At 66.2% G+C, this 19,707-nt stretch carries 15 protein-coding genes; 6 read left to right on the top strand and 9 right to left on the bottom strand.

The annotated features are described in order from the left end of the window. Positions 1–14: 14 nt before the first annotated feature. The 3 genes from BH95_RS04830 to cobN all read right to left on the bottom strand — a co-directional run bounded on the left by BH95_RS04830 (position 15) and on the right by cobN (position 5,791). The gene (locus BH95_RS04830; protein ID WP_037181891.1) at positions 15–1,640 is read right to left on the bottom strand and encodes an amidohydrolase; all 1,626 of its coding nucleotides are present in this window, start codon (positions 1,638–1,640) and stop codon (positions 15–17) included. An 82-nt stretch (positions 1,641–1,722) separates the two neighbouring features. Next, a complete protein-coding gene (locus BH95_RS04835) occupies positions 1,723–2,100 on the bottom strand; it encodes a PPOX class F420-dependent oxidoreductase (protein WP_020110055.1) in 378 nt (125 codons plus the stop codon). Between the two features lie 16 nt (positions 2,101–2,116). Next, positions 2,117–5,791: a cobaltochelatase subunit CobN gene (gene cobN, locus BH95_RS04840; protein ID WP_037181271.1), complete on the bottom strand. Its 3,675-nt coding sequence runs from the start codon at positions 5,789–5,791 to the stop codon at positions 2,117–2,119. Between the two features lie 192 nt (positions 5,792–5,983). On the opposite strand from cobN, the gene BH95_RS04845 reads away from it, so the two are divergent. Genes BH95_RS04845 through cobJ form a run of 4 tightly spaced genes read left to right on the top strand, consistent with a single transcriptional unit; the run spans position 5,984 to position 10,732 of the window. Further along, positions 5,984–7,381 (top strand): alanine--tRNA ligase-related protein, encoded by a 1,398-nt coding sequence (locus BH95_RS04845; RefSeq protein WP_037142245.1) that lies wholly within the window; start codon positions 5,984–5,986, stop codon positions 7,379–7,381. Between the two features lie 9 nt (positions 7,382–7,390). Beyond that, positions 7,391–8,563 (top strand): precorrin-3B synthase, encoded by a 1,173-nt coding sequence (gene cobG / locus BH95_RS04850; protein ID WP_279615034.1) that lies wholly within the window; start codon positions 7,391–7,393, stop codon positions 8,561–8,563. A 31-nt stretch (positions 8,564–8,594) separates the two neighbouring features. Continuing rightward, positions 8,595–9,221 (top strand): precorrin-8X methylmutase, encoded by a 627-nt coding sequence (locus BH95_RS04855; RefSeq protein WP_037181274.1) that lies wholly within the window; start codon positions 8,595–8,597, stop codon positions 9,219–9,221. After that, positions 9,218–10,732: a precorrin-3B C(17)-methyltransferase gene (cobJ, locus tag BH95_RS04860; protein WP_037181277.1), complete on the top strand. Its 1,515-nt coding sequence runs from the start codon at positions 9,218–9,220 to the stop codon at positions 10,730–10,732. The genes BH95_RS04855 and cobJ overlap by 4 nt, the downstream gene beginning before the upstream one ends. Here the strand turns inward: cobJ and BH95_RS04865 are convergent. The 3 genes from BH95_RS04865 to BH95_RS04875 are packed head-to-tail and all read right to left on the bottom strand — an operon-like array spanning position 10,723 to position 13,450. Further along, positions 10,723–11,490, bottom strand: coding sequence for a cobalt-precorrin-6A reductase (locus BH95_RS04865; RefSeq protein ID WP_037181279.1), 768 nt, complete (start codon positions 11,488–11,490; stop codon positions 10,723–10,725). The genes cobJ and BH95_RS04865 overlap by 10 nt on opposite strands. Beyond that, positions 11,469–12,692, bottom strand: coding sequence for a precorrin-6y C5,15-methyltransferase (decarboxylating) subunit CbiE (gene cbiE, locus BH95_RS04870; RefSeq protein ID WP_176458835.1), 1,224 nt, complete (start codon positions 12,690–12,692; stop codon positions 11,469–11,471). Before cbiE ends, BH95_RS04865 begins: the two co-directional genes overlap by 22 nt. Beyond that, positions 12,689–13,450 carry an SDR family NAD(P)-dependent oxidoreductase gene (locus tag BH95_RS04875; RefSeq protein ID WP_037142256.1) on the bottom strand — a complete coding sequence of 254 codons (762 nt, stop codon included), beginning with the start codon at positions 13,448–13,450 and terminating at the stop codon, positions 12,689–12,691. The genes cbiE and BH95_RS04875 overlap by 4 nt, the downstream gene beginning before the upstream one ends. A gap of 23 nt (positions 13,451–13,473) precedes the next feature. Here BH95_RS04875 and BH95_RS04880 point away from each other — a divergent pair, with 23 nt between their 5' ends. Continuing rightward, the gene (locus BH95_RS04880; RefSeq protein ID WP_020110062.1) at positions 13,474–13,890 is read left to right on the top strand and encodes a PPOX class F420-dependent oxidoreductase; all 417 of its coding nucleotides are present in this window, start codon (positions 13,474–13,476) and stop codon (positions 13,888–13,890) included. Here the strand turns inward: BH95_RS04880 and BH95_RS04885 are convergent. After that, positions 13,868–15,013, bottom strand: a complete 1,146-nt coding sequence (locus tag BH95_RS04885) for a M24 family metallopeptidase (RefSeq protein WP_020110063.1) — start codon at positions 15,011–15,013, stop codon at positions 13,868–13,870. The genes BH95_RS04880 and BH95_RS04885 overlap by 23 nt on opposite strands. A gap of 29 nt (positions 15,014–15,042) precedes the next feature. Here BH95_RS04885 and BH95_RS04890 point away from each other — a divergent pair, with 29 nt between their 5' ends. Continuing rightward, positions 15,043–16,014: a 5'-3' exonuclease gene (locus BH95_RS04890; protein ID WP_019666257.1), complete on the top strand. Its 972-nt coding sequence runs from the start codon at positions 15,043–15,045 to the stop codon at positions 16,012–16,014. A gap of 40 nt (positions 16,015–16,054) precedes the next feature. Here BH95_RS04890 and BH95_RS04895 read toward each other — a convergent pair whose 3' ends face one another. Continuing rightward, positions 16,055–16,927: a DUF4333 domain-containing protein gene (locus BH95_RS04895; RefSeq protein ID WP_037181283.1), complete on the bottom strand. Its 873-nt coding sequence runs from the start codon at positions 16,925–16,927 to the stop codon at positions 16,055–16,057. Between the two features lie 50 nt (positions 16,928–16,977). Next, positions 16,978–19,707: a DEAD/DEAH box helicase gene (locus BH95_RS04900; protein WP_037181285.1), complete on the bottom strand. Its 2,730-nt coding sequence runs from the start codon at positions 19,705–19,707 to the stop codon at positions 16,978–16,980.

Here is a 19,707-nt window from a genome sequence, read left to right on the forward strand (position 1 = left end):
CAGGTGACACCGCGTCACGCGGACCCGTCGTACACCTGAACTCCGCCCAGATAGGTCGCGAGAACGTCCAGGTCCGCGATGGTCTCCGGTGGGACGTCACGGGGGTCGGCGGACAGAACGACGAAGTCCGCGTACTTGCCGACCTCGATCGATCCGATGACGTCGTCGGAGAACAACTGCCAGGCGGCATCGATGGTCTGCGCGCGGATGGCCTGATCGACCGTCAGGCACTCTTCCGGGGCGGACACCGATCCGCTGGGCGTCGTTCTGGTCACCGCCACGGCGATGTTGCGCAGCGGTTCCTCGGGTGTGACCGGCGGGTCGTTGTGCAGCGAAATCCTCATGCCTGCTGCGACGGCAGACCCGGCAGGCATCCAACGGCTACCGTGCTCGGGACCGAACAGTCCGTCCACCAGGACGTCTCCCCAGTAGTGGATCTGATCGACGAACAGACTGCACGTGACACCGAGAGCCACAGCACGCCTCAACTGATCCTGCCGGATCGCGCCGACGTGTTCGAGCCGAAGCCGGTGATCGGAACGAGGATGACGGCGAAGCACACTGTCGTAGACATCGAGAATCGTGTCGATCCCGTTGTCTCCCATCACGTGACACGCGATCGGCCAGCCGCGCGGGAAGTAGGCGTCGACGATCTCGGTCAGTTGTTCGTGGGTGTAGTTGGCGTGTCCGCAGGACCCGGGTTCGACGCCGATGCTGCGGGTCGCGTCGGTGTCCAGGTACGGGAACGACAGATCTATGTTGCCGATCCACGGCGAGCCGTCCACCCAGATCTTGATTCCGGTGTGCCTGATCATGTCGTCCCCAGCCCCGGGATCGGTGCTCGCCGTCATCGCCGGACTCGACATCTCGTAGGTCCGGAGCCGGACGGTCAACGCTCCGGACTCCTCGAACCCGGCCACCAGCGGCCCGAATTTCGGGTCGTACGCCATCTCGGAACACGTCGTCAGGCCGGCACGGTTCAGCCGTGCACATTCAGCGGCAAGCATGGCCGGATAACCCCCTGCGGTCATCGCACCCGCGACGAGCGGAAACACCGCTCCGGTTTCCCGCGCGGTCCCGTCCAGCTCGCCGTCGACGTCTCGGCCGTACGCCGCGCCTTTGGGGTCGGGGGTGTCTCGATCCAGACCCAGGCTCCGTGCTGCTGCCGAATTGAAGAACGCGAGATGCCCGGAATTGTGCAGAACGACCAGGGGTGTTGCCGGCGCGATCGAGTCCAGCCAGTCCAGTGTCGGATCGGGAAGTCCGTGCTGCAACAGTGCATCCCAGCCGCTGAGGAACGCTCCGTCGTCACCGCGTCTGGCGACTTCGCTCCGTATCGCGTCCAGGATTTGCGTCGGATCGGTCATCGTCACCGGGCGGATGTCGACCATCCGATCCGAGAGCACCAACGCTTCCATGAGCGGATGACCGTGGGCCTCGACGAGCCCCGGCAGCACGCATCCGTCGCCGACGTCGATCACCCGGGTGGCGGGCCCGACGAGAGGTTCTGTTTCGGCCCGAGAGCCGACGGCCACGATTCGGCCGCCTCTCACACCGACGGCTTCGGCGGTGGGAAAGAATGGATCGACCGTCAGAATGCGGCCGAGAAGTACCAGGTCTGCGTCACCGAAGTCCGACATGAGCGCCAGTATGGCGCCCGGCGCGGGCAATCACCGTCACATTCGAAGCGACTACGCGCCGTGACCGCCGGATCTCACCCGATCATGATGGGACGACGGAAATGCCGACCGTCCCCGATTTGCCACGACGCAGTGAACTGCCCTTCACCGTCAGCCATCCGAGGATGCCGTACTTCGACGCGATCGCCGCACGTGCCTGCTCGGTACCTGCCGCATCGAGGATCTCGGCGACGCCGTCCACCGCCGCGCCTTCGACCTTGCCACGCGCAGTGCACGGCGCAACCGTCACCTTCGCGTTTCGCTTGATCCGCTTGACCTTCCACGAGTCCGTCGTCGTCCACACCAGCAGCCGGTCGCCGTCGCGCGCCCCCCACAGCGGCGTCGCGACGGGCGTGCCGTCCTTCTTGAACGTGGTGAGCGAAACGTACTTGCCGTCGGCGATCTCCTGGAACGTGGCCATGCCGACCAGGATACGGCTATTCGCCCTCGAGGTCGCCTTCCGTTTCCAGGTAGACCTGGCGCAACCCATCGAGGATGTGCTGGTCCGGTTCCGCCCACATCTTGCGTTCCACGGCCTCGAGCAGCCTTTCGGCGATGCCGTGCAGCGCCCACGGGTTGGACTGCTGCATGAACTTCTGATTCTGCTCGTCCAACACGTACGTCTCGGCCAGCTTCTCGTACATCCAGTCCGCGACGACGTCGGTGGTGGCGTCGTACCCGAACAGATAATCGACGGTCGCCGCCATTTCGAATGCGCCCTTGTATCCGTGCCGACGCATCGCCTCCAGCCACCGCGGGTTGACGACGCGTGCACGGAACACGCGTGCGGTCTCCTCCGACAACGTGCGGGTCCGCACCGACTCCGGTCGCGTGCTGTCGCCGATGTATGCCTCGGGCGACTTCCCCGTCAGAGCGCGGACGGTGGCGACCATGCCGCCGTGGTACTGGAAGTAGTCGTCGGAATCGGCGATGTCGTGCTCACGCGTGTCGGTGTTCTTGGCAGCCACGGCAATTCGTTTGTACGCCGTGCGCATGTCGTCCGACGCAGGAACGCCGTCGAGTCCGCGTCCGTACGCGAACCCACCCCAGGTCGTGTAGACCTGGGCCAGATCCTCGTCGCTCCGCCACGTCTTGCTGTCGATCAGCTGAAGCAGACCCGCACCGTAGGTGCCCGGCTTCGAACCGAAAATGCGCGTCGTGGAACGACGTTCGTCACCGTGCTCGGCGAGGTCCGCCTGCGCGTGCGCACGCACGTAGTTCTGCTCCGCCGGCTCGTCCAACGCAGCTACCAGACGAACCGCGTCGTCGAGCAACGCCAGAACGTGTGGGAAGGCGTCACGGAAGAACCCACTGATGCGAACGGTCACGTCGATGCGCGGCCTACCGAGTTCTTCGAGGTCGATGACCGCAAGCGTGGTGACACGGCGCGACGCTTCGTCCCACACCGGCGACACACCGAGGAGCGCGAAGACCTCGGCCACATCGTCTCCCGACGTGCGCATCGCCGACGTGCCCCACACCGACAACCCGACCGATTTCGGCCACTCGCCGTGATCCTTCCGGTACCGAGCCAGCAGCGACTCCGCCATCGCCTGCCCGGTTTCCCAGGCCAGCTTCGACGGCACGGCCTTGGGGTCGACCGAATAGAAGTTGCGCCCGGTGGGGAGCACGTTGATCAAGCCGCGCAACGGCGAACCGCTGGGGCCCGCAGGGATGAATCCACCGTCGAGGGCGTGCAGAACCTGCTCGATCTCGCGCGAGGTACCGCGCAGACGCGGGACCACCTCGGCCGCGGCGAACTTCAGAATCTCGGCAACGGTGGGGCCGTGGTCCCCGGCGACTTCCTCGGCTCGGGACGGATCCCACTGCGTGAGCTGCATCGCCGAAACCAGACCGTGAGCGATCGACTCGACCTCGTCGACTCGGACGCGCTCCTCGTCGCCGTCCTCACTGAGCCCGAGAGCCTCGCGCAAGCCGGGAACCGACTGCTCGCCGCCCCACATCTGACGAGCCCGGAGCATCGCCAGAACGAGCTCGACCTCGGCGTCGCCGACGGGTTCGGACCCGAGCACGTGGAGACCGTCACGGATCTGTACGTCCTTGATCTCGCACAGCCAACCATCGACGTGCAGAAGCATGTCGTCGAACACTTCTTCGTCGGGCCGTTCCTCGAGCCCCAGATCGTGGTGCATCTGAGCAGCCGTCATGAGCGTCCAGATCTGCTGGCGGATAGCAGGCAGCTTCGCTGGATCGAGCGCCGAGATGTTCGCGTGCTCGTCGAGCAGTTGCTCGAGACGTGAGATGTCGCCGTAGCTCTCCGCGCGCGCCATCGGAGGAATCAGATGGTCGACGAGAGTCGCGTGTGCGCGCCGCTTCGCCTGGGTGCCCTCACCCGGATCGTTGACGAGGAACGGATAGATGAGCGGCAGGTCACCGAGAGCTGCGTCGGTTCCACACGAGGCGGACATGCCGAGAGTCTTACCCGGCAGCCATTCGAGGTTGCCGTGCTTGCCGAGGTGCACCATCGCGTCGGCTCCGAAACCGCCGTTCTCCGCGGACGCCTGAATCCAGCGATACGCCGCCAGATAGTGGTGGCTCGGAGGCAGATCCGGGTCGTGGTAGATCGCGACCGGCTTCTCGCCGAATCCACGCGGCGGCTGAACCATGATGACGACGTTGCCGAACTGCATTGCGGCGATGACGATCTCGCCTTCGGGATCGACCGACCGGTCCACGTACATATCGCCCGGAGCGGGACCCCAATGTTCCTCGACTGCCGACGTGAGATCCTCGGGTAGTTCCTCGAACCAGTTCCGGTACTGCGCGGCCGAGATACGGATGGGGTTGCCCTCGAGCTGCTCGGAGGTGAGCCAGTCCGGATCCTGACCGCCGCGCGCGATCAGCGCGTGGATCAGAGCGTCACCGTCACGCGCTGCGAGACCCGGAATGGCGTCGGGACCGTCCAGTGGACCCAGATCGTAACCTGCGGTGCGCATCTCGGACATCAAGGCGATCGCACTGGCCGGAGTGTCGAGGCCGACGGCATTGCCGATCCGGGCGTGCTTGGTCGGGTACGCCGAGAACATCAGCGCGATCCGCCGGTCCGCCGCCGGAATGTGCCGAAGCCGTGCGTGACGTACGGCGATACCCGCGACGCGCGCCGCTCGTTCGTGATCGGGAACGTACGTGGTGAGTCCGTCGTCGTCGATCTCCTTGAACGAGAACGGAACGGTGATGAGTCGGCCGTCGAACTCGGGAACGGCCACCTGGGTGGCGACGTCGAGCGGCGAAAGGCCGTCGTCGTTCTCCTCCCACGTCGCGCGACTGCTCGTCAGACACAGTCCTTGCAGAATGGGAACGTCGAGGGCGGCGAGTTCGGCGACGTCCCACGCCTCGTCGTCTCCGCCTGCCGACGCACCTGCGGGTTTGGTGCCCCCGGCCGCCAACACGGTCACGATCATCGCGTCGGCGGACTTCAGAGTGTCGAGCAGCGCGGGTTCGGCGGTGCGCAACGACGCGCAGAAGATGGGAAGCGCGCGGGCACCCTTGGCTTCGACGGCAGCGCTCAGAGCTTCGATGTACGCCGTGTTCCCGGCGAGATGCTGGGCGCGGTAGTACAGAATCGCAACGACAGGAGCGGAGCCTGCGGAGTGACCGGACGAGACAGGAGCGGAGCCTGCGGAGTGACCAGTAGAGACAGGACCTGAATTTGTGTCGTGGGTGGATTGCCGGTCGAGGGTGCCCCAGGTGGGGGTGTGCATCGGCGCCGCGAATCCGTGTCCGGTCAGCAGCACGGTGTCGGAGAGGAATGCGAAGAGCTGGGCGAGGTTGTCCGGCCCGCCTTCGGCGAGGTAGTTGTGGGCCTGCGCGGCGACGTTGCCGGGAACGGTGGACAGTTCCATGAGTTCGGCGTCGGGTGCCTGTTCTCCGCCGAGAACGACGACGGGGAGTCCGGTCGCGAGGACTGCGTCCACGCCTTCTTCCCACGATCTCTTCGATCCGAGGATGCGGAGCACGATCAGATCGGCGCCGTCGGCCAGGGACGGGACGTCGGCGGCGAGGAGCCGCGAGGGGTTGCCCCACCGATAGTCGGCACCGCTGGCGCGCGCGGACAGCAGATCGGTATCCGAGGTGGACAGCAGCAAGATCACGGGTAACACCCTCCTGGGGTTTTCGCGCCCCTGGTCGTTCTACGTGGCGGCTTCGGAGAGGGTCTGGCTGTGACAGTGGCGCGACCGCACCGGACTTGCACCGGATTTCCTCTCGGCCGAAGCCTTCTGGTGGGGAATGCTACCCAAGTGAATCCGCTGCCGTGTCCACCCGTTCGCTCGTAGCATCGACGGATGGATGCTCGGGACATACGCAGCGCGTACCTGCAGTTCTTCGCCGACCGTGGCCATCGGCCGATCGAACGAGCGTCGCTGGTGCCCGTGGGCGATCCGACGACCCTGTTCAACGGCAGCGGTATGCAGCAGCTACTCCCCTATCTACTGGGTGCCGAACACCCCGAGGGGACGCGTCTGACCGACAGTCAGCCGTGCGTTCGCGTACAGGACATCGAGGAGGTCGGCGACAACCGGCACACGACGTTCTTCGAGATGCTCGGAAACTGGAGTCTGGGCGACTACTTCAAGGATCAGCAGATTCCGTGGTTCTGGGAGTTCCTCACCGGTGTCGTCGGTCTCGATCCCGCCCGGATCTTCGTGTCGTGTTTTGCCGGCGACGAGCGGTATTCGATACCGAAGGACACCGAGAGCGCCGACGTGTGGGCGTCGATGTTCGCCACAGCGGGCATCGACGCGGACCGTGTCGATCTCGGTACGGAGGAACACGGCGGCCGAGTCGGTAGCAACGGGGCCAGGATCGCGTTCTACGGCGCGAAGAACTGGTGGTGCCGCGCGGGCTCGGCCGATGCGATGCCGGTCGGGGAACCCGGCGGTCCGGATTCCGAGGTGTTCTACCTCTATCCCGACGTTCCTCACGACACGGCGTACGGCGAGTTCTGCCACCAGAACTGCGATTGCGGGCGCTACATCGAACTCGGCAACTCGGTGTTCATGCAGTACGTGCGCACCGCAGACGGATTCGGCACGCTGCCGCGGCGCAACGTCGATTACGGAGGCGGACTCGAACGCATAGCGGCCGCGGCGATCGACAGTCCCGACGTGTTCCGCAGCTCGCTGCTGTGGCCGATAGTCGAACAGTTGGAAGCTCTGACCGGTGCGACGTACGCCTCGCACACCGCGGCCATGCGGGTGGTGGCCGATCACCTGCGCGGTGCGGTGTTTCTCGCGGTGGACGGAGTGCGACCCGGCAACAAGGAACAGGGGTACGTGATGCGCCGGTTGATTCGGCGCGCCGTTCGATTCGCGTTCGACCTCGGCGTGGAGCAGAACTTCGTGCAGGACGTGGTCCCGACGATCGCCGGGTTGTACCGCAGTGCGTATCCCGAGGTGGACCGGCTGCACGACGAAGTCGTCGCCGTCCTCGTCAAGGAGGAGAGGGTCTTTCGGCAGACTTTGCGGCGGGGGCTGCGAGAGCTGGCCAGAATGGCCGACGGACCCATCACCGGGGAGGAACTGTTCGTCCTCTACGACACCTACGGGTTTCCGGTCGAGCTCAGCGTCGAGGAAGCCAGAACCCGTGGACTCACCGTCAGTGCCCGATGGCGTACGGAGTTCGACGCGAAGATGCGCGAGCAGCGCGAACGCTCCCGCGCCGCCAACAAGATGCACTTGTAGCCTGAAGAAGTGAGTTCGACCGATCCCCGAGCCGTCCCGGACAAGTGCCCGGGCGCCCTGTCCATGCACCAGGCTGCCGACGGCTCGTTGGCTCGCGTGCGTCTACCGGGCGGAGTGGTCACTCCGGCGCAGATGCTCGTTCTCTCCGGCGCTGCGACCGAGCTGGGCAACGGTTCGATGGAGTTGACGTCTAGGGGCAATGTTCAATTTCGCGCTGTGTCCGACGGAGACGAGCTTGCACGTCGGCTGTCCGACGCAGGTCTGTTGCCGTCACCGACGCATGAACGAGTGCGCAACATCCTCGCATCGCCACTGACCGGTCGAGTCGGGGGAATCGCAGACGTACGCGACTCGATCGGCCGACTCGACGCCGCCCTGTGTGCGCGGCCGGCATTGGCCGAACTTCCGGGCCGCACACTGTTCGCGCTGGACGACGGCCGAGGCGACGTTCTCACGGCGCGCCCGGATTTCGCGGCAGCGGCCGTATACCCCGAACATCACCTTTCCGGCGATCCAGCGGACGAGAGGGCCCGGTACGCGCTGGTTCTCGCGGGCCGGGACACGGGTGTTCGCATTGCCGAAGGCGATGTCGTCGACGTACTGCTGGCGTCCGCTCAGGCGTTCGTGGACCTGCGAACCTCCGAATGGCGGCTGAGCGAGCTCTACGACGGACCCGAACGAGTGCTTGCGGCCCTCGGCTCGACTCCGACCACGGAGAGCCGCCTCGAGGTGGGGACGTCGTCGACTCCCCCGGTCGGCTGGCTACCGCAGAACGACGGCCGGGTAGCTCTCGGCGGAGCGCTCGCCCTCGGTCTGTTGGACGGCCGACTCGCGGAGTTCCTGGCGGCGATCGACAGACCGTTGGTGCTCACCCCGTGGCGCAGCGTGGTGGTGTGCGATCTGGACGAGGACATGGCCGACACCGTGGTGCGTGTTCTCGCACCCATGGGTCTGATCTTCGACGAGAACTCACCCTGGATCGACGCCAGTGCCTGCACCGGCTCCCCCGGGTGCGAGAAGTCGAACGCCGACGTACGCGCAGATCTCACCGACGCGATCGGCGCAGGCACGGTCCTACGCGGACGCCGACAGCACTGGTCCGGATGCGACCGTCGGTGCGGGGCGCCGAAGGGAGATGTACTGAACGTCGTCGCCGGACCGACCGGATACCGGGTGTCCTGACCGCTCACCGGCCTGACCTATCGTGAACGCCATGCACGACTACATCCGCGACGGTGCGGAGATCTACCGACAGTCCTTTGCAACCATCAGGGCCGAGGCGGATCTGTCGGCGTTCTCCGCGGACATCGCGCAGGTCGTCGTGCGGATGATCCACGCGAGCGGCGAGGTCGATCTGACCGAGGTCATCGGCGCCACGCCGAACGTCGTCCGCGATGCGCGCGCAGCGTTGAAGTCCGGCGCCCCGATTCTGTGCGATGCCAACATGGTCGCCGCGGGTGTCACCCGTCGGAGGTTGCCCGCGGACAACGAGGTCCTCTGCACGCTGTCCGACCCGCGGGTTCGCGACCTCGCGGACAAGCTGGGGACCACCAGGACCGCAGCGGCACTGGAGTTGTGGGGAGACCGACTCGACGGCGCCGTCGTCGCGATCGGCAACGCCCCGACCGCACTGTTCCATCTGATGGAGATGCTCGCCGCCGGTGCCCCCGCGCCCGCCGCCATCGTCGGAGGCCCGGTCGGTTTCATCGGCGCAGCCGAATCGAAAGAGGACCTCATCGCATCCGGACTGGGTGTGGAGTATCTCGTCGTCCGTGGCCGCCGTGGAGGAAGTGCGATCACCGCTGCAGCGGTCAATGCCATTGCGAGCGAGGAAGAATGAGCGTCGCTGCAGGCAAGCTGTGGGGTGTCGGAATCGGCCCGGGCGACTCGGAACTCGTCACCGTCAAGGCCGCCCGCGTCATCGAGGCGGCCGACGTGATCGCGTTCCACAGCGCGCGTCACGGCCGAAGCATTTCACGAGGCGTCGCGGCACCCTACATGCGTGACGGTCAGATCGAGGAGCACCTGGTGTATCCGGTCACGACGGAGACCACCGATCATCCGGGCGGATATCAGGGTGCGATCGACGAGTTCTACGAGGAGGCCGCGGCTCGATTGGCAGCCCACCTCGCTGCCGGTCGCGACGTCGCGTTGCTCGCCGAAGGCGATCCGCTGTTCTACAGCTCCTACATGCACATGCACAAACGACTCGTCGGCCGTTTCGACGTCGAGGTGATACCCGGCGTGACGTCGGTCAGTGCGGCATCTGCAGCGCTCAAGACTCCCCTCGTCGAACGTGACGAGGTGTTCACGGTTCTACCCGGAACCTTGCCCGTGGACGAATTGACGCGGCGGTTGGCGGCCACCGACGCCGCAGCGATCATGAAGCTCGGCCGCACCTTCCCCACTGTCGTGCAGGCGCTGACGGACGCGGGCAGGTTGGACGAAGCAAGATACGTCGAACGCGCGAGCACGGAGGGCCAACGCGTCTCGAACGCCGCGGACGTCGACCCGTCGGCAGTTCCCTACTTCTCGATGGTCGTCGTGCCGAGCCCGGCCAACAACGCCGTGTTCCCCACACCCGCGGACGGGAAGGTCGAGGTCGGTGCAGTCGGTGAGGTAACCGTGGTCGGACTCGGTCCGGGCGCAGACTGCTGGACGACCGAGGAGGTGCGTCGAGAACTCGCCCGCGCCACCGACCTCGTCGGATACGTCACGTACTTGAACCGAGTAAGGCTCGGACCCGGTCAGATTCGGCACGCGAGTGACAACAAAGTGGAGTCCGAGCGTGCCGCGTTCGCGCTCGATCTCGCCAAGCGAGGCAAGCGCGTGGTGGTCGTCTCGTCCGGTGACCCCGGGGTGTTCGCCATGGCGTCGGCGGTGATCGAAGTAGCGGCCGAACCGCAGTGGGCCGATGTTCCGGTACGGGTGGTCCCCGGCATGACAGCGGCGAATGCAGTCGCGAGCCGGGTGGGCGCGCCGCTCGGACACGACTATGCGGTCATCTCGCTGTCCGACCGCCTCAAACCGTGGGACGTGGTCGCGAACAGGATCACTGCTGCAGCGGCCGCCGACATGGTCATCGCCATCTACAACCCGGCGTCGAAGTCCAGGACGTGGCAGGTCGAGAAGATGCGAGACCTGCTGTTGGAACACCGCAGCCCGCAGACTCCCGTCGTCATCGGGCGTGCGGTAGGCAGCGACGAAGAGTCGGTTCGCGTCGTCGAACTGGTCGACCTCGACCCGAGCGAGGTCGACATGAGATGCCTGCTCATCGTCGGCTCCTCGCAGACGCACGTCGTCGAGACCGGCGCGGGCCGGCAGGTGTTCACCTCTCGTCGTTACCCCTGACGTACGTGGTGGCCTCGAAGCCACTCCACGACGGCTCCGACGGAGTCCGCAGTGAAATCCGCCCCCGCTTCCCGAGGTCGGTCGATCATCACGACGGGGACACCCAGGCGACGGGCTGCGGCCAACTTTGCGTCCGTCATCGCTCCACCGCTGTTCTTCGTCACCATCGTGTCGATGCGATGCGCCCTCATCAGCTCGATTTCGTCGGCCTCCGCGAAGGGGCCGCGCGCGAGCAGCACCTCGTGATGCGGCGGTAGTGCGCCGGTGGGCGGATCGATGCTCCGGACGAGGAACCAGGTGCGCTCGATCCACGCGAACGCATCGACGTTCTGTCGCCCGATGGTCAGAAACGACCGACGGGAGAAGCGTTCGACTGCCTCGGCAGCCTCCGAGACCGATCCGACACGAATCCACCGGTCGTCCGCCGACGGCGTCCAGGCAGGGCGCACGAGCCGGACGAGCGGTGTACCGGTGGCGCGCGAGGCCTCGCGCGCGTTGGACGACATCGACGTCGCGAACGGGTGCGTCGCGTCCACGACGACGTCGACGCACTCGTGTTCGAGCCACTGCGTCAAACCTGCCGGACCTCCGAAACCTCCGACCCGAGCCGAACCGACCGGCAGCTGTGGCTCGTGCACACGTCCCGCCAAGGACGAGACGACGTCGAGGCACGGATCGCCGTGGACCTCAGCGGCGAGCGAACGAGCCTCCGAAGTTCCGCCCAGCAGAAGGATCTTCACCGTTTGACGGCTGTCCATTGCGTGACGGGCATGTGGGGCCTCCAGCCGGTGAACGATCCCAGCGCCTCGGCCCGGTAGATCTGGAATCTGCGCAGGGAGCCGCCGAACTTCGAAACACAGTGAAGAACCAGCGATTCCGACTCGGCGGTGACCGCATTGGCAACCAGTCGCCCGCCCACGCGAAGTCGCTCCCAACAGACGTCGACCATGGCGTCGCTCGTCAGGCCGCCACCGATGAACACGGCGTCGGGTACGTCGTCGGGTACCTCTTCGAACGCAGCAGGTGCACGTCCGAGTACTCGAAGGCTCGGCACTCCCAACGCCGACGCGTTGGCGTCGATCTGCGCTCGTCTGGCGTCAATGGATTCGAAAGTCGTTGCTCGACAACGCGGGTGCGTCCGCATCCACTCGATGGAGATGGAACCCGAGCCGCCCCCGACGTCCCACAGCAGCTCACCGGGCGCGGGCGCGAGTGCACTCACGGTCAAGGCTCGGACCTCGGCTTTGGTCAGCTGGCCGTCGCCGGAGTAGGCGTCGTCGGGCAGACCCGGAACTCGGGTGAGCCGGCCCGACCGGTCGTCGGCGACGCAGTCGATCGCGACGACGTTCAGCGGATCTCCGGCCGAGTGGTTCCACGAGCCGGCCTCACCCGCCACCGAGTGCTCGGACGGCCCACCCAGTTGCTCGAGTACGGTCATCGACGACGCAGGATAGCCGGCCTCACACAGCTTTTCGGCCACGGCTGCCGGCGTGTCCTGATCGCGCGACAGGACGACGATGCGTGCACGGTCCGCCAGCGCCGCGACGAGAGTGCTCGGCGCCGTGTTGACGAGATTGACGGTGACCACCTCGTGCACCGCCCAACCGAGCCTGGCGCAGGCGAGCGACACCGAGGACGGAGCGGGAACGACATGCAATCTCGCGGCCCCGAATTCGCGGGCGAGCGTCACCCCGATTCCGTGGAACATCGGGTCGCCGCTCGCGAGCACGCAGATTCTTCGGCCGTGCCACTCCGCGAACGAGGTACGCAGACTCGGGACGAGCGGAGTCGGCCACCGGCGCGCCTTCTCGGGCGGAACCGGAGTCGAGTCGAGCTGGCGCCTCGATCCGAACACGACATCGGCCTCCGTGACGATCACCCGTGCCGACTCGGAGAGTCCGGCCCACCCGTCGGCCCCGATTCCGACGACGGAGATGGGCTGCGCCTGCGGCGAGGTCATCGAGGGGCCTTCCGCCACAACCACTGTGGAACGAATCGGACGGCGAAGTAGATCGGCGCGAGGATGCCGGGAATCCACACCCTCGACTTCCCGGCACCCAGAGCCGCGGCCACCGCGTCGGCGACCTGTGCGGGTGTGCTCGAGAACGGGGCGGGAGTCATACCCTTCGTCATCGAACCGACGACGAAACCGGGGCGAACGAGCAGCAGGCTGACACCCGACCCTCGAAGAGCGTCGGACAAGCCCGTCGCGAATCCGTCGAGACCGGCTTTGGCCGATCCGTACACGTAGTTCGCCTTGCGCACACGCACTCCCGCGACGGAGGAGAACACGACGATCCGGCCGGTGCCCTGAGCGCGCAGGACAGTGGCGATCCGGGTCAACACGGCGGCCTGTGCAACGAAGTCGGTGTGCAGAATCGCCGCTGCATGAGCAGCATCCTTCTCGGCACGTGCTTGATCGCCGAGGATGCCGAACGCCAACACGACGGTGGACAGGGGCCCGTGCTCGGCAACGACCGACTCGAGCACGGCGCCGTGCGACGCGAGGTCGTCGGCGTCGAACTCGACCGTCGCCACGGTGGTCGCACCTGCGGCCACGACCGCGTCCACCTGTTCGGTCAGGTCGTTGCTCCGGCGTGCGGCAAGCACGACGGTCCGGCCGGACGCCAGACGCGTAGCGAGCTCGAGTCCGATCTCGCTACGTCCGCCGAGAACGAGAACCGTGCCTTCGGGTGCAGTGGTCGTCACGACGGTCATTGTGGCCGATTACCGTGTGCATCATGGTCACCACCCCCGCATCCTTGACACCCGACGCCGTGGAGTTCCTCACCGAACGCCATCTCGCAACGCTGACCACCTTGCGCAGTGACGGCACTCCGCACGTGGTCGCCGTCGGATTCACCTGGGATCCCGACGGCGGGTTCGCCCGAGTCATCACCGGACGCGCGACGCAGAAAGCACTGAACGCCTCCCGCGGCGGATACGCGGCCGTCAGTCAGATCGACGGCCCTCGGTGGTTGACACTGGAGGGCACCTCGGAGGTGTTGACCGACCGCGACGACGTGGTCGACGCCGAGAACCGCTACGCGGTGCGGTACCGGGTTCCCCGGGAGAATCCCGAACGCGTGGTCATTCGAATTTCGGTTCGACGTGTGCTCGGGTCGCGGTCGCTGCTCACGACACCGGCAGCACCGTGAGTCCGTGCGGGCGGAGGTTGACCGACTCGCACCCGTCGGCGGTGACGATCACGATGTCCTCGATCCGGGCTCCCCACTGTCCGCGGAAGTAGATTCCCGGTTCGACGCTGAACGCCATTCCCTCGGTGAGTTCGATGTCGTTGCCGGACACGATGTAGGGCTCCTCGTGCACGGACAAGCCGATTCCGTGACCGGTGCGGTGCAGGAACGCCTCGCCCAGGCCCTCCGCGGTCAGGACTTCCCGGGCTGCGGCATCGACGGACTCGGCCGAGACACCGGGACGCACCCGATCCACGGCGGCCTGTTGTGCTCGCTCGAGTACGGCGTACTGCGCCGCGACGTCCGCGGGGGGATCGCCGAGGACGTAGGTGCGAGTCGAGTCGGAGTTGTATCCCGGCGCCACGGGCCCGCCGATGTCGATGACCACGACGTCGCCTGCCTCGATCACGCGATCGGACACCTCGTGATGCGGATCGGCGCCGTGCGGACCGGACCCGACGATGATGAAGGCCGCTTCGGTGTGGCCCTCCTCCAGGATGGCGGCGGCGATATCCTCCGCGATGTCGGCTTCGGTGCGGCCGACCTTCAGGAAATCCCCCATCCGTGCATGGACTCGGTCGATGGCCTGGCCTGCTCGACGTAATGCGTCGATCTCCGCCTCGTCCTTGACCATCCGGAGTCGACGCAGAACGTCCGTGGCCAGAACCGGTACGACACCGAGCCGGTTGGCGACGGGCACGAAGTGCAGCGCCGGCATCGCGTCGTCGACTGCGGTGGTGGCGCCCTCGGGCAGTGCCGCCGCGATGATGTCGTACGGACTCGTACCGTCCACCCAATCGGCGAGTTCGAGCCCGAGGTCGGCCACGGCCGAGTCCTTCAGTGCGGCGAGCTCCATCCTCGGAACCACCACCGTCGGCTTAGCACCACTCGACGGCACGACGAGGCAGAGCAGACGCTCGAACGAACTCGCCTGTGAGCCGAGCAGGTACCGAAGGTCCGGCCCCGGCGAGATCAGCAGTGCGTCGAGTCCGGCCTCGGAGGCGAATTCGGCGGCACGTGCAAGTCGCGACGCGTAGGTCTCCGACGGGAATCTGGCTGGGGACTGTGCGGAAGTGGAACTCATGATCTACAGGCTATCGACGTTTTGGCAAGATGATCCACATGACCGCCCCTGGATCGTCGCCGCTGCTCCTTCTCGACGGAGCCAGCCTGTGGTTTCGCGCTTACTACGCCCTGCCCGAATCGATTACAGCACCCGACGGCACACCGGTGAACGCCGTGCGTGGATTCGTCGACATGGTGTCGGCGCTGATGGCCCGCACCGAGCCGAGTCGCCTCGCGGTCTGCCTCGATCTGAATTGGCGACCGCAGTTCCGCGTCGACCTCGTGCCGTCGTACAAAGCTCATCGCGTCGCCGAGGCTGCACCGGGCACACCGGAGAGCGAGGAAGTGCCGGACAGCCTGTCGCCCCAGGTGGATCTGATCATGGAGGTGCTCGCTGCAGCAGGCATTGCGACTGCAGGCGCTGAGGGCCTGGAGGCGGACGATGTCCTGGGTACCCTCGCCGCGCGCGAGCGCACCGACCCTGTCGTGGTCGTCAGCGGAGACCGGGATCTACTTCAGGTCGCAGCCGACGAACCCAATCAGGTGAAAGTCCTCTACGTGGGACGTGGTCTGGCGAAAGCCGAACTGTTCGGTCCCGCCGAGGTGGCCGAGAAGTACGGAGTGCCCGCGGATCGAGCAGGCGACGCCTACGCCGAGCTTGCTCTGCTGCGCGGGGACAGCTCGGACGGTCTGCCCGGAGTCAAAGGTGTCGGCGAGAAAACTGCGTCCACGCTCATGCTCCGGTACGGCTCGGTGGCTGCGCTGCGCGACGCTGCTCTCGACCCGTCGTCGGACATGGCGCAGGGCGTGCGGGCCAAACTCGCCGCGGCTGCCGACTACCTCGATGCGGCGCTACCGGTGGTCCGTGTCGTCCGCGACGCCGATGTGGTGCTCTCCAGGTCCGACGTCATACCGGCCGTCCCCGCCGACGCGGACAAGCTGGCCGAACTCGCCGCTCGACTGGGAATCGAGAACGCCGTGGGCCGACTCACCGCAGCCCTGTCGGTCCACGGGTCCTGAATGCGGCGGCCGGCCCACGGGTCGTGACGGACGTTCGACGTCAACGCGGGCGGGAGACCTCGTATGTGCCGTCGTCATCGGTGAACGTCAAGGTCACCGTGCGCTCGAAACCGTCCACCTGAAGAGAGCATTCGAACGATGCTCCCTTCTCGATCTTCTTGCCGTCGGGGCACGAGACGTTGCTGACGGACGATGCACCGTAGGTACCGGTCACGATGTCCTCGACACCGGATTCGGCAGCTGCGGGATCGAGATTCTTGGAACCTCCGAATGCCAACGCGGCTCCACCGATCACGACGATGGCTGCCACCAGACCACCGATCACGAAGTACGGCGTTTTCGACTTGGTACCGCCGGGTGTCTGCTGGGCAGAATTCCACTGATTGCCCGGTCCCTGCGGCTGACCGGGGTATTGCCCCTGCCCCCACTGCGGCTGTCCCGGATACTGACCGGGCAGCTGGCCAGGCTGCTGACCGTACGGTTGGCCCGGATATTGGGCATTCGGCTGACCGTACGGCTGGCCTGGATACTGCCCCGGCTGCGGACCGGACTGCCCCGGCTGGCCGTACTGCTGGCCTGGGTACTGGGTGTTGGTCTGGCCTGGATACTGGCCCGGCTGAGCGGGCTGACCGGGATACCCTGGCTGCTGCCCCGGCTGCTGGGCGTACGGCTGGCCCGGGTACTGCCCCTGCGGGTATCCGTACTGCCCGTACGCCTGCTGCGGATACTGTCCCTGCGAACCCTGTTGATTCGAGCCCGACGCGTCCGGATAAGCCTGAGTTGGGTACGCCGACGTGGCTCCGCCGTCCTGGGACGGGCCCCACTGCTCGGTGTCCGGGGTGGCACTCTCCGGCTTTCCTTGATCGCGCGACCACTGATCATCGGGGTTGTTCGGACCGTACGGGCCGCTCATCTCGCCTCCACGTGAATTCGATTGACCGGCAGCAACCATATCGGACACGGTTACGCAGCGTCGACTGCTACGACTCCTCGGCGCAACGCCGCGATCGCCCGCGCCGCCGCCTTCGACAACGCGGGATCCGGCGACGCCAGCCGGACCTGATCCAGCAGGTCGATCACCTGTCGACACCACCGAACGAAGTCGCCGCCCGACAGTGCTTTTCCGCGATCGCCCGCAGCCATCAACGCGTCGGCGAGCGTGTGATTGCTTGCCCAGCGGTAGACCGCCTTCACGAATCCCATGTCCGGTTCGCGGGTCTGCGGCAGCTTGTGCCGAATCTCGTCGGACCGCAACTCGCCCCACACGCGGACCGTCTCGCCCAGCGCATGACGGATCGGCCCGGTCGGGCCCTGAGGAACGGTGTCGCCGACCTCCTGACGGGACTCGAACACCACGGCCGACACCACCGCAGCCAGTTCGGCCGGCGCGAGCCCGGTCCAGAGACCCTGTCTCAGACACTCGGACACCAGCAGGTCCGACTCGGAGTAGATACGGCCGAGCCGCGCCCCGTGTTCGGTCACCGTGGGCGCCGCACCGGAGGTGATGTAGTCGCGCTCCGCGAGGAGAGCCAGAATGCGGTCGAAGGTTCGCGCGAGCGAATTGGTTGTTGCGGAGACTTTCTGACGCATCGATTCGGTGTCACGAGCCAGCTTGTTGTAGCGCTCACCGACGCGGCCGAGCTCGTCCCGGTCCGAGCGCGAGTGAACCGGATGCGATCGAAGACTTCTACGGAGCGTGGCGAGTTCACTGTCGTCTGCTGCCGTCGACTTGCGCCGACGCCGATCCGACGGAGCCGAGATGCCCGTCGACCGCAATGCCGCCGACAGGTCGCGCCGCGTGCGAGCAGTGCGGTGGTCGATGAACTTCGGCAGCCGCATACGACCGAGTGCGTACGCGGCTGACGGGAAGTCCGCCGCCGACAATCGTCCGGCCCACGCATCTTCGGTCAACACCAGCGGTCGGGGATCGACCCGGTCGTCGTCGGATTCCAACACCACGGCCAATCCGGCGCGCTTACCGCTCGGAACCGAGACGACGTCGCCTCGTTTGAGCTCGAGCAGTGACTCGACCGCCTGATCTCGCCGGTCCTGCCTGCCCTGACGCTCGAGCAGCCGCTCACGCTCGGTGAGTCGCTCCCGCAGTTTCGCGTACTCGAAATACTCGCCGTCGACGCCGCCGAGCCGTTCCAACAGTCCTGCGAGGGTCTTGCCGTTGCGGTCGATCCCACGGACCAGACCGACGACCGATCGATCTGCCTGGAACTGTGCGAACGACCGTTCCAGCAGCGTCCGCGATTCGGCGGCACCGAACTGCTCGATCAGATTGATCGACATGTTGTATCCCGGGCGGAACGAACTGCGCAGCGGGAACGTACGGGTGGATGCGAGACCGGCGACCTCCGTCGGCTCGGTTCCCGGCTGCCACAGCACGACAGCGTGTCCTTCCACGTCGATTCCGCGTCGACCGGCACGGCCGGTGAGCTGGGTGTACTCCCCCGGGGTCAACTCCGCGTGAGATTCACCGTTGTACTTGACCAGTTTCTCGAGAACCACGGTGCGCGCAGGCATGTTGATGCCGAGGGCAAGGGTCTCGGTCGCGAACACGGCGCGAACCAGGCCCTTGACGAACAGTTCCTCCACCGTGTGGCGGAACACCGGCAGCATGCCCGCGTGATGGGCCGCGAGGCCGCGCTCGAGGGCTTCACGCCACTCCCAGTATCCGAGAACCTCGAGATCCTCCCTCGGCAGCTCGGCGGTGTGTTTGTCGACGATGTAGCGAATCTCCTCGGCCTGCTCAGGCGTGGTCAACACCAACCGGGACCGAAGGCACTGCGTCAACGCACCGTCGCATCCGGCCCGGCTGAAGATGAACGTGATCGCAGGCAGAAGTCCTTCCTCGTCGAGCTTGGAGATGACCTCCGGACGCGGGAGCGGACGATTGGCCATGCTGGAACCGCCGGCGCGGCCACGGCCTCGTCCCCTGCCGTGCGGTGGTTGCCATCGATCGACGTGGTCGAGCGATTGACGCTGTTTCACGTAGCGAACGAGGTCCTTGTCGACGACGTGCCGTGCCGATCCTTCTCCGCTCTGGGCCCGGCTGTCGAACAGATCGAACAGCCGCCTTCCCACCATGATGTGCTGAGACAGCGGAACCGGCCTGTTCTCGTCGACCACCACGGTGGTGTCGCCGCGGACGGTCTCCATCCACGCGCCGAACTCCTCGGCGTTGCTGACGGTCGCGGACAGACTGACCAGCCGTACATCCTGCGACAGGTGCAGGATCACTTCCTCCCACACTGCGCCACGAAAACGGTCGGCGAGGTAATGAACTTCGTCCATCACGACGTGCGAGAGTCCACGCAACGCATCCGACGACGCGTACAGCATGTTCCGCAGGACCTCGGTGGTCATCACCACGATGGGGGCATCGGCGTTCACACTGGAGTCGCCCGTGAGCAGACCGACCGTGTCACGTCCGTAGCGGGCAGTGAGTTCGGCGAACTTCTGGTTGCTCAGCGCCTTGATCGGTGTGGTGTAGAAGCACTTTCGACCCGCGGCAAGCGCAAGGTGGACGGCGAACTCGCCGATGATCGTCTTGCCCGCGCCCGTCGGAGCACAGACCAGGACCCCGTGCCCGGATTCCAGCGCGGTGCACGCGTCCACCTGGAAACGATCCAACGGAAAATCGAGGTGCCCCGCGAATCGCTGCAGTTCGGACGTCGACACCGTCAC

The organism is Rhodococcoides fascians A44A, from assembly GCF_000760735.1.
In the GTDB taxonomy this organism is placed as follows: Bacteria; Actinomycetota; Actinomycetes; order Mycobacteriales; family Mycobacteriaceae; genus Rhodococcoides; species Rhodococcoides fascians_E.

Coding starts and splice junctions, on each gene's coding strand:
- cbiE (WP_176458835.1), bottom strand. CDS start 12,692: ATGACCTCGCCGCAGGCGCAGCCCATCTCCGTCGTCGGAATCGGGGCC.
- BH95_RS04875 (WP_037142256.1), bottom strand. CDS start 13,450: ATGACCGTCGTGACGACCACTGCACCCGAAGGCACGGTTCTCGTTCTC.
- BH95_RS04855 (WP_037181274.1), top strand. CDS start 8,595: ATGCACGACTACATCCGCGACGGTGCGGAGATCTACCGACAGTCCTTT.
- BH95_RS04885 (WP_020110063.1), bottom strand. CDS start 15,013: ATGAGTTCCACTTCCGCACAGTCCCCAGCCAGATTCCCGTCGGAGACC.
- BH95_RS04865 (WP_037181279.1), bottom strand. CDS start 11,490: ATGGACAGCCGTCAAACGGTGAAGATCCTTCTGCTGGGCGGAACTTCG.
- cobJ (WP_037181277.1), top strand. CDS start 9,218: ATGAGCGTCGCTGCAGGCAAGCTGTGGGGTGTCGGAATCGGCCCGGGC.
- BH95_RS04845 (WP_037142245.1), top strand. CDS start 5,984: ATGGATGCTCGGGACATACGCAGCGCGTACCTGCAGTTCTTCGCCGAC.
- BH95_RS04895 (WP_037181283.1), bottom strand. CDS start 16,927: ATGAGCGGCCCGTACGGTCCGAACAACCCCGATGATCAGTGGTCGCGC.
- BH95_RS04830 (WP_037181891.1), bottom strand. CDS start 1,640: ATGTCGGACTTCGGTGACGCAGACCTGGTACTTCTCGGCCGCATTCTG.
- BH95_RS04890 (WP_019666257.1), top strand. CDS start 15,043: ATGATCCACATGACCGCCCCTGGATCGTCGCCGCTGCTCCTTCTCGAC.
- BH95_RS04835 (WP_020110055.1), bottom strand. CDS start 2,100: ATGGCCACGTTCCAGGAGATCGCCGACGGCAAGTACGTTTCGCTCACC.
- BH95_RS04880 (WP_020110062.1), top strand. CDS start 13,474: ATGGTCACCACCCCCGCATCCTTGACACCCGACGCCGTGGAGTTCCTC.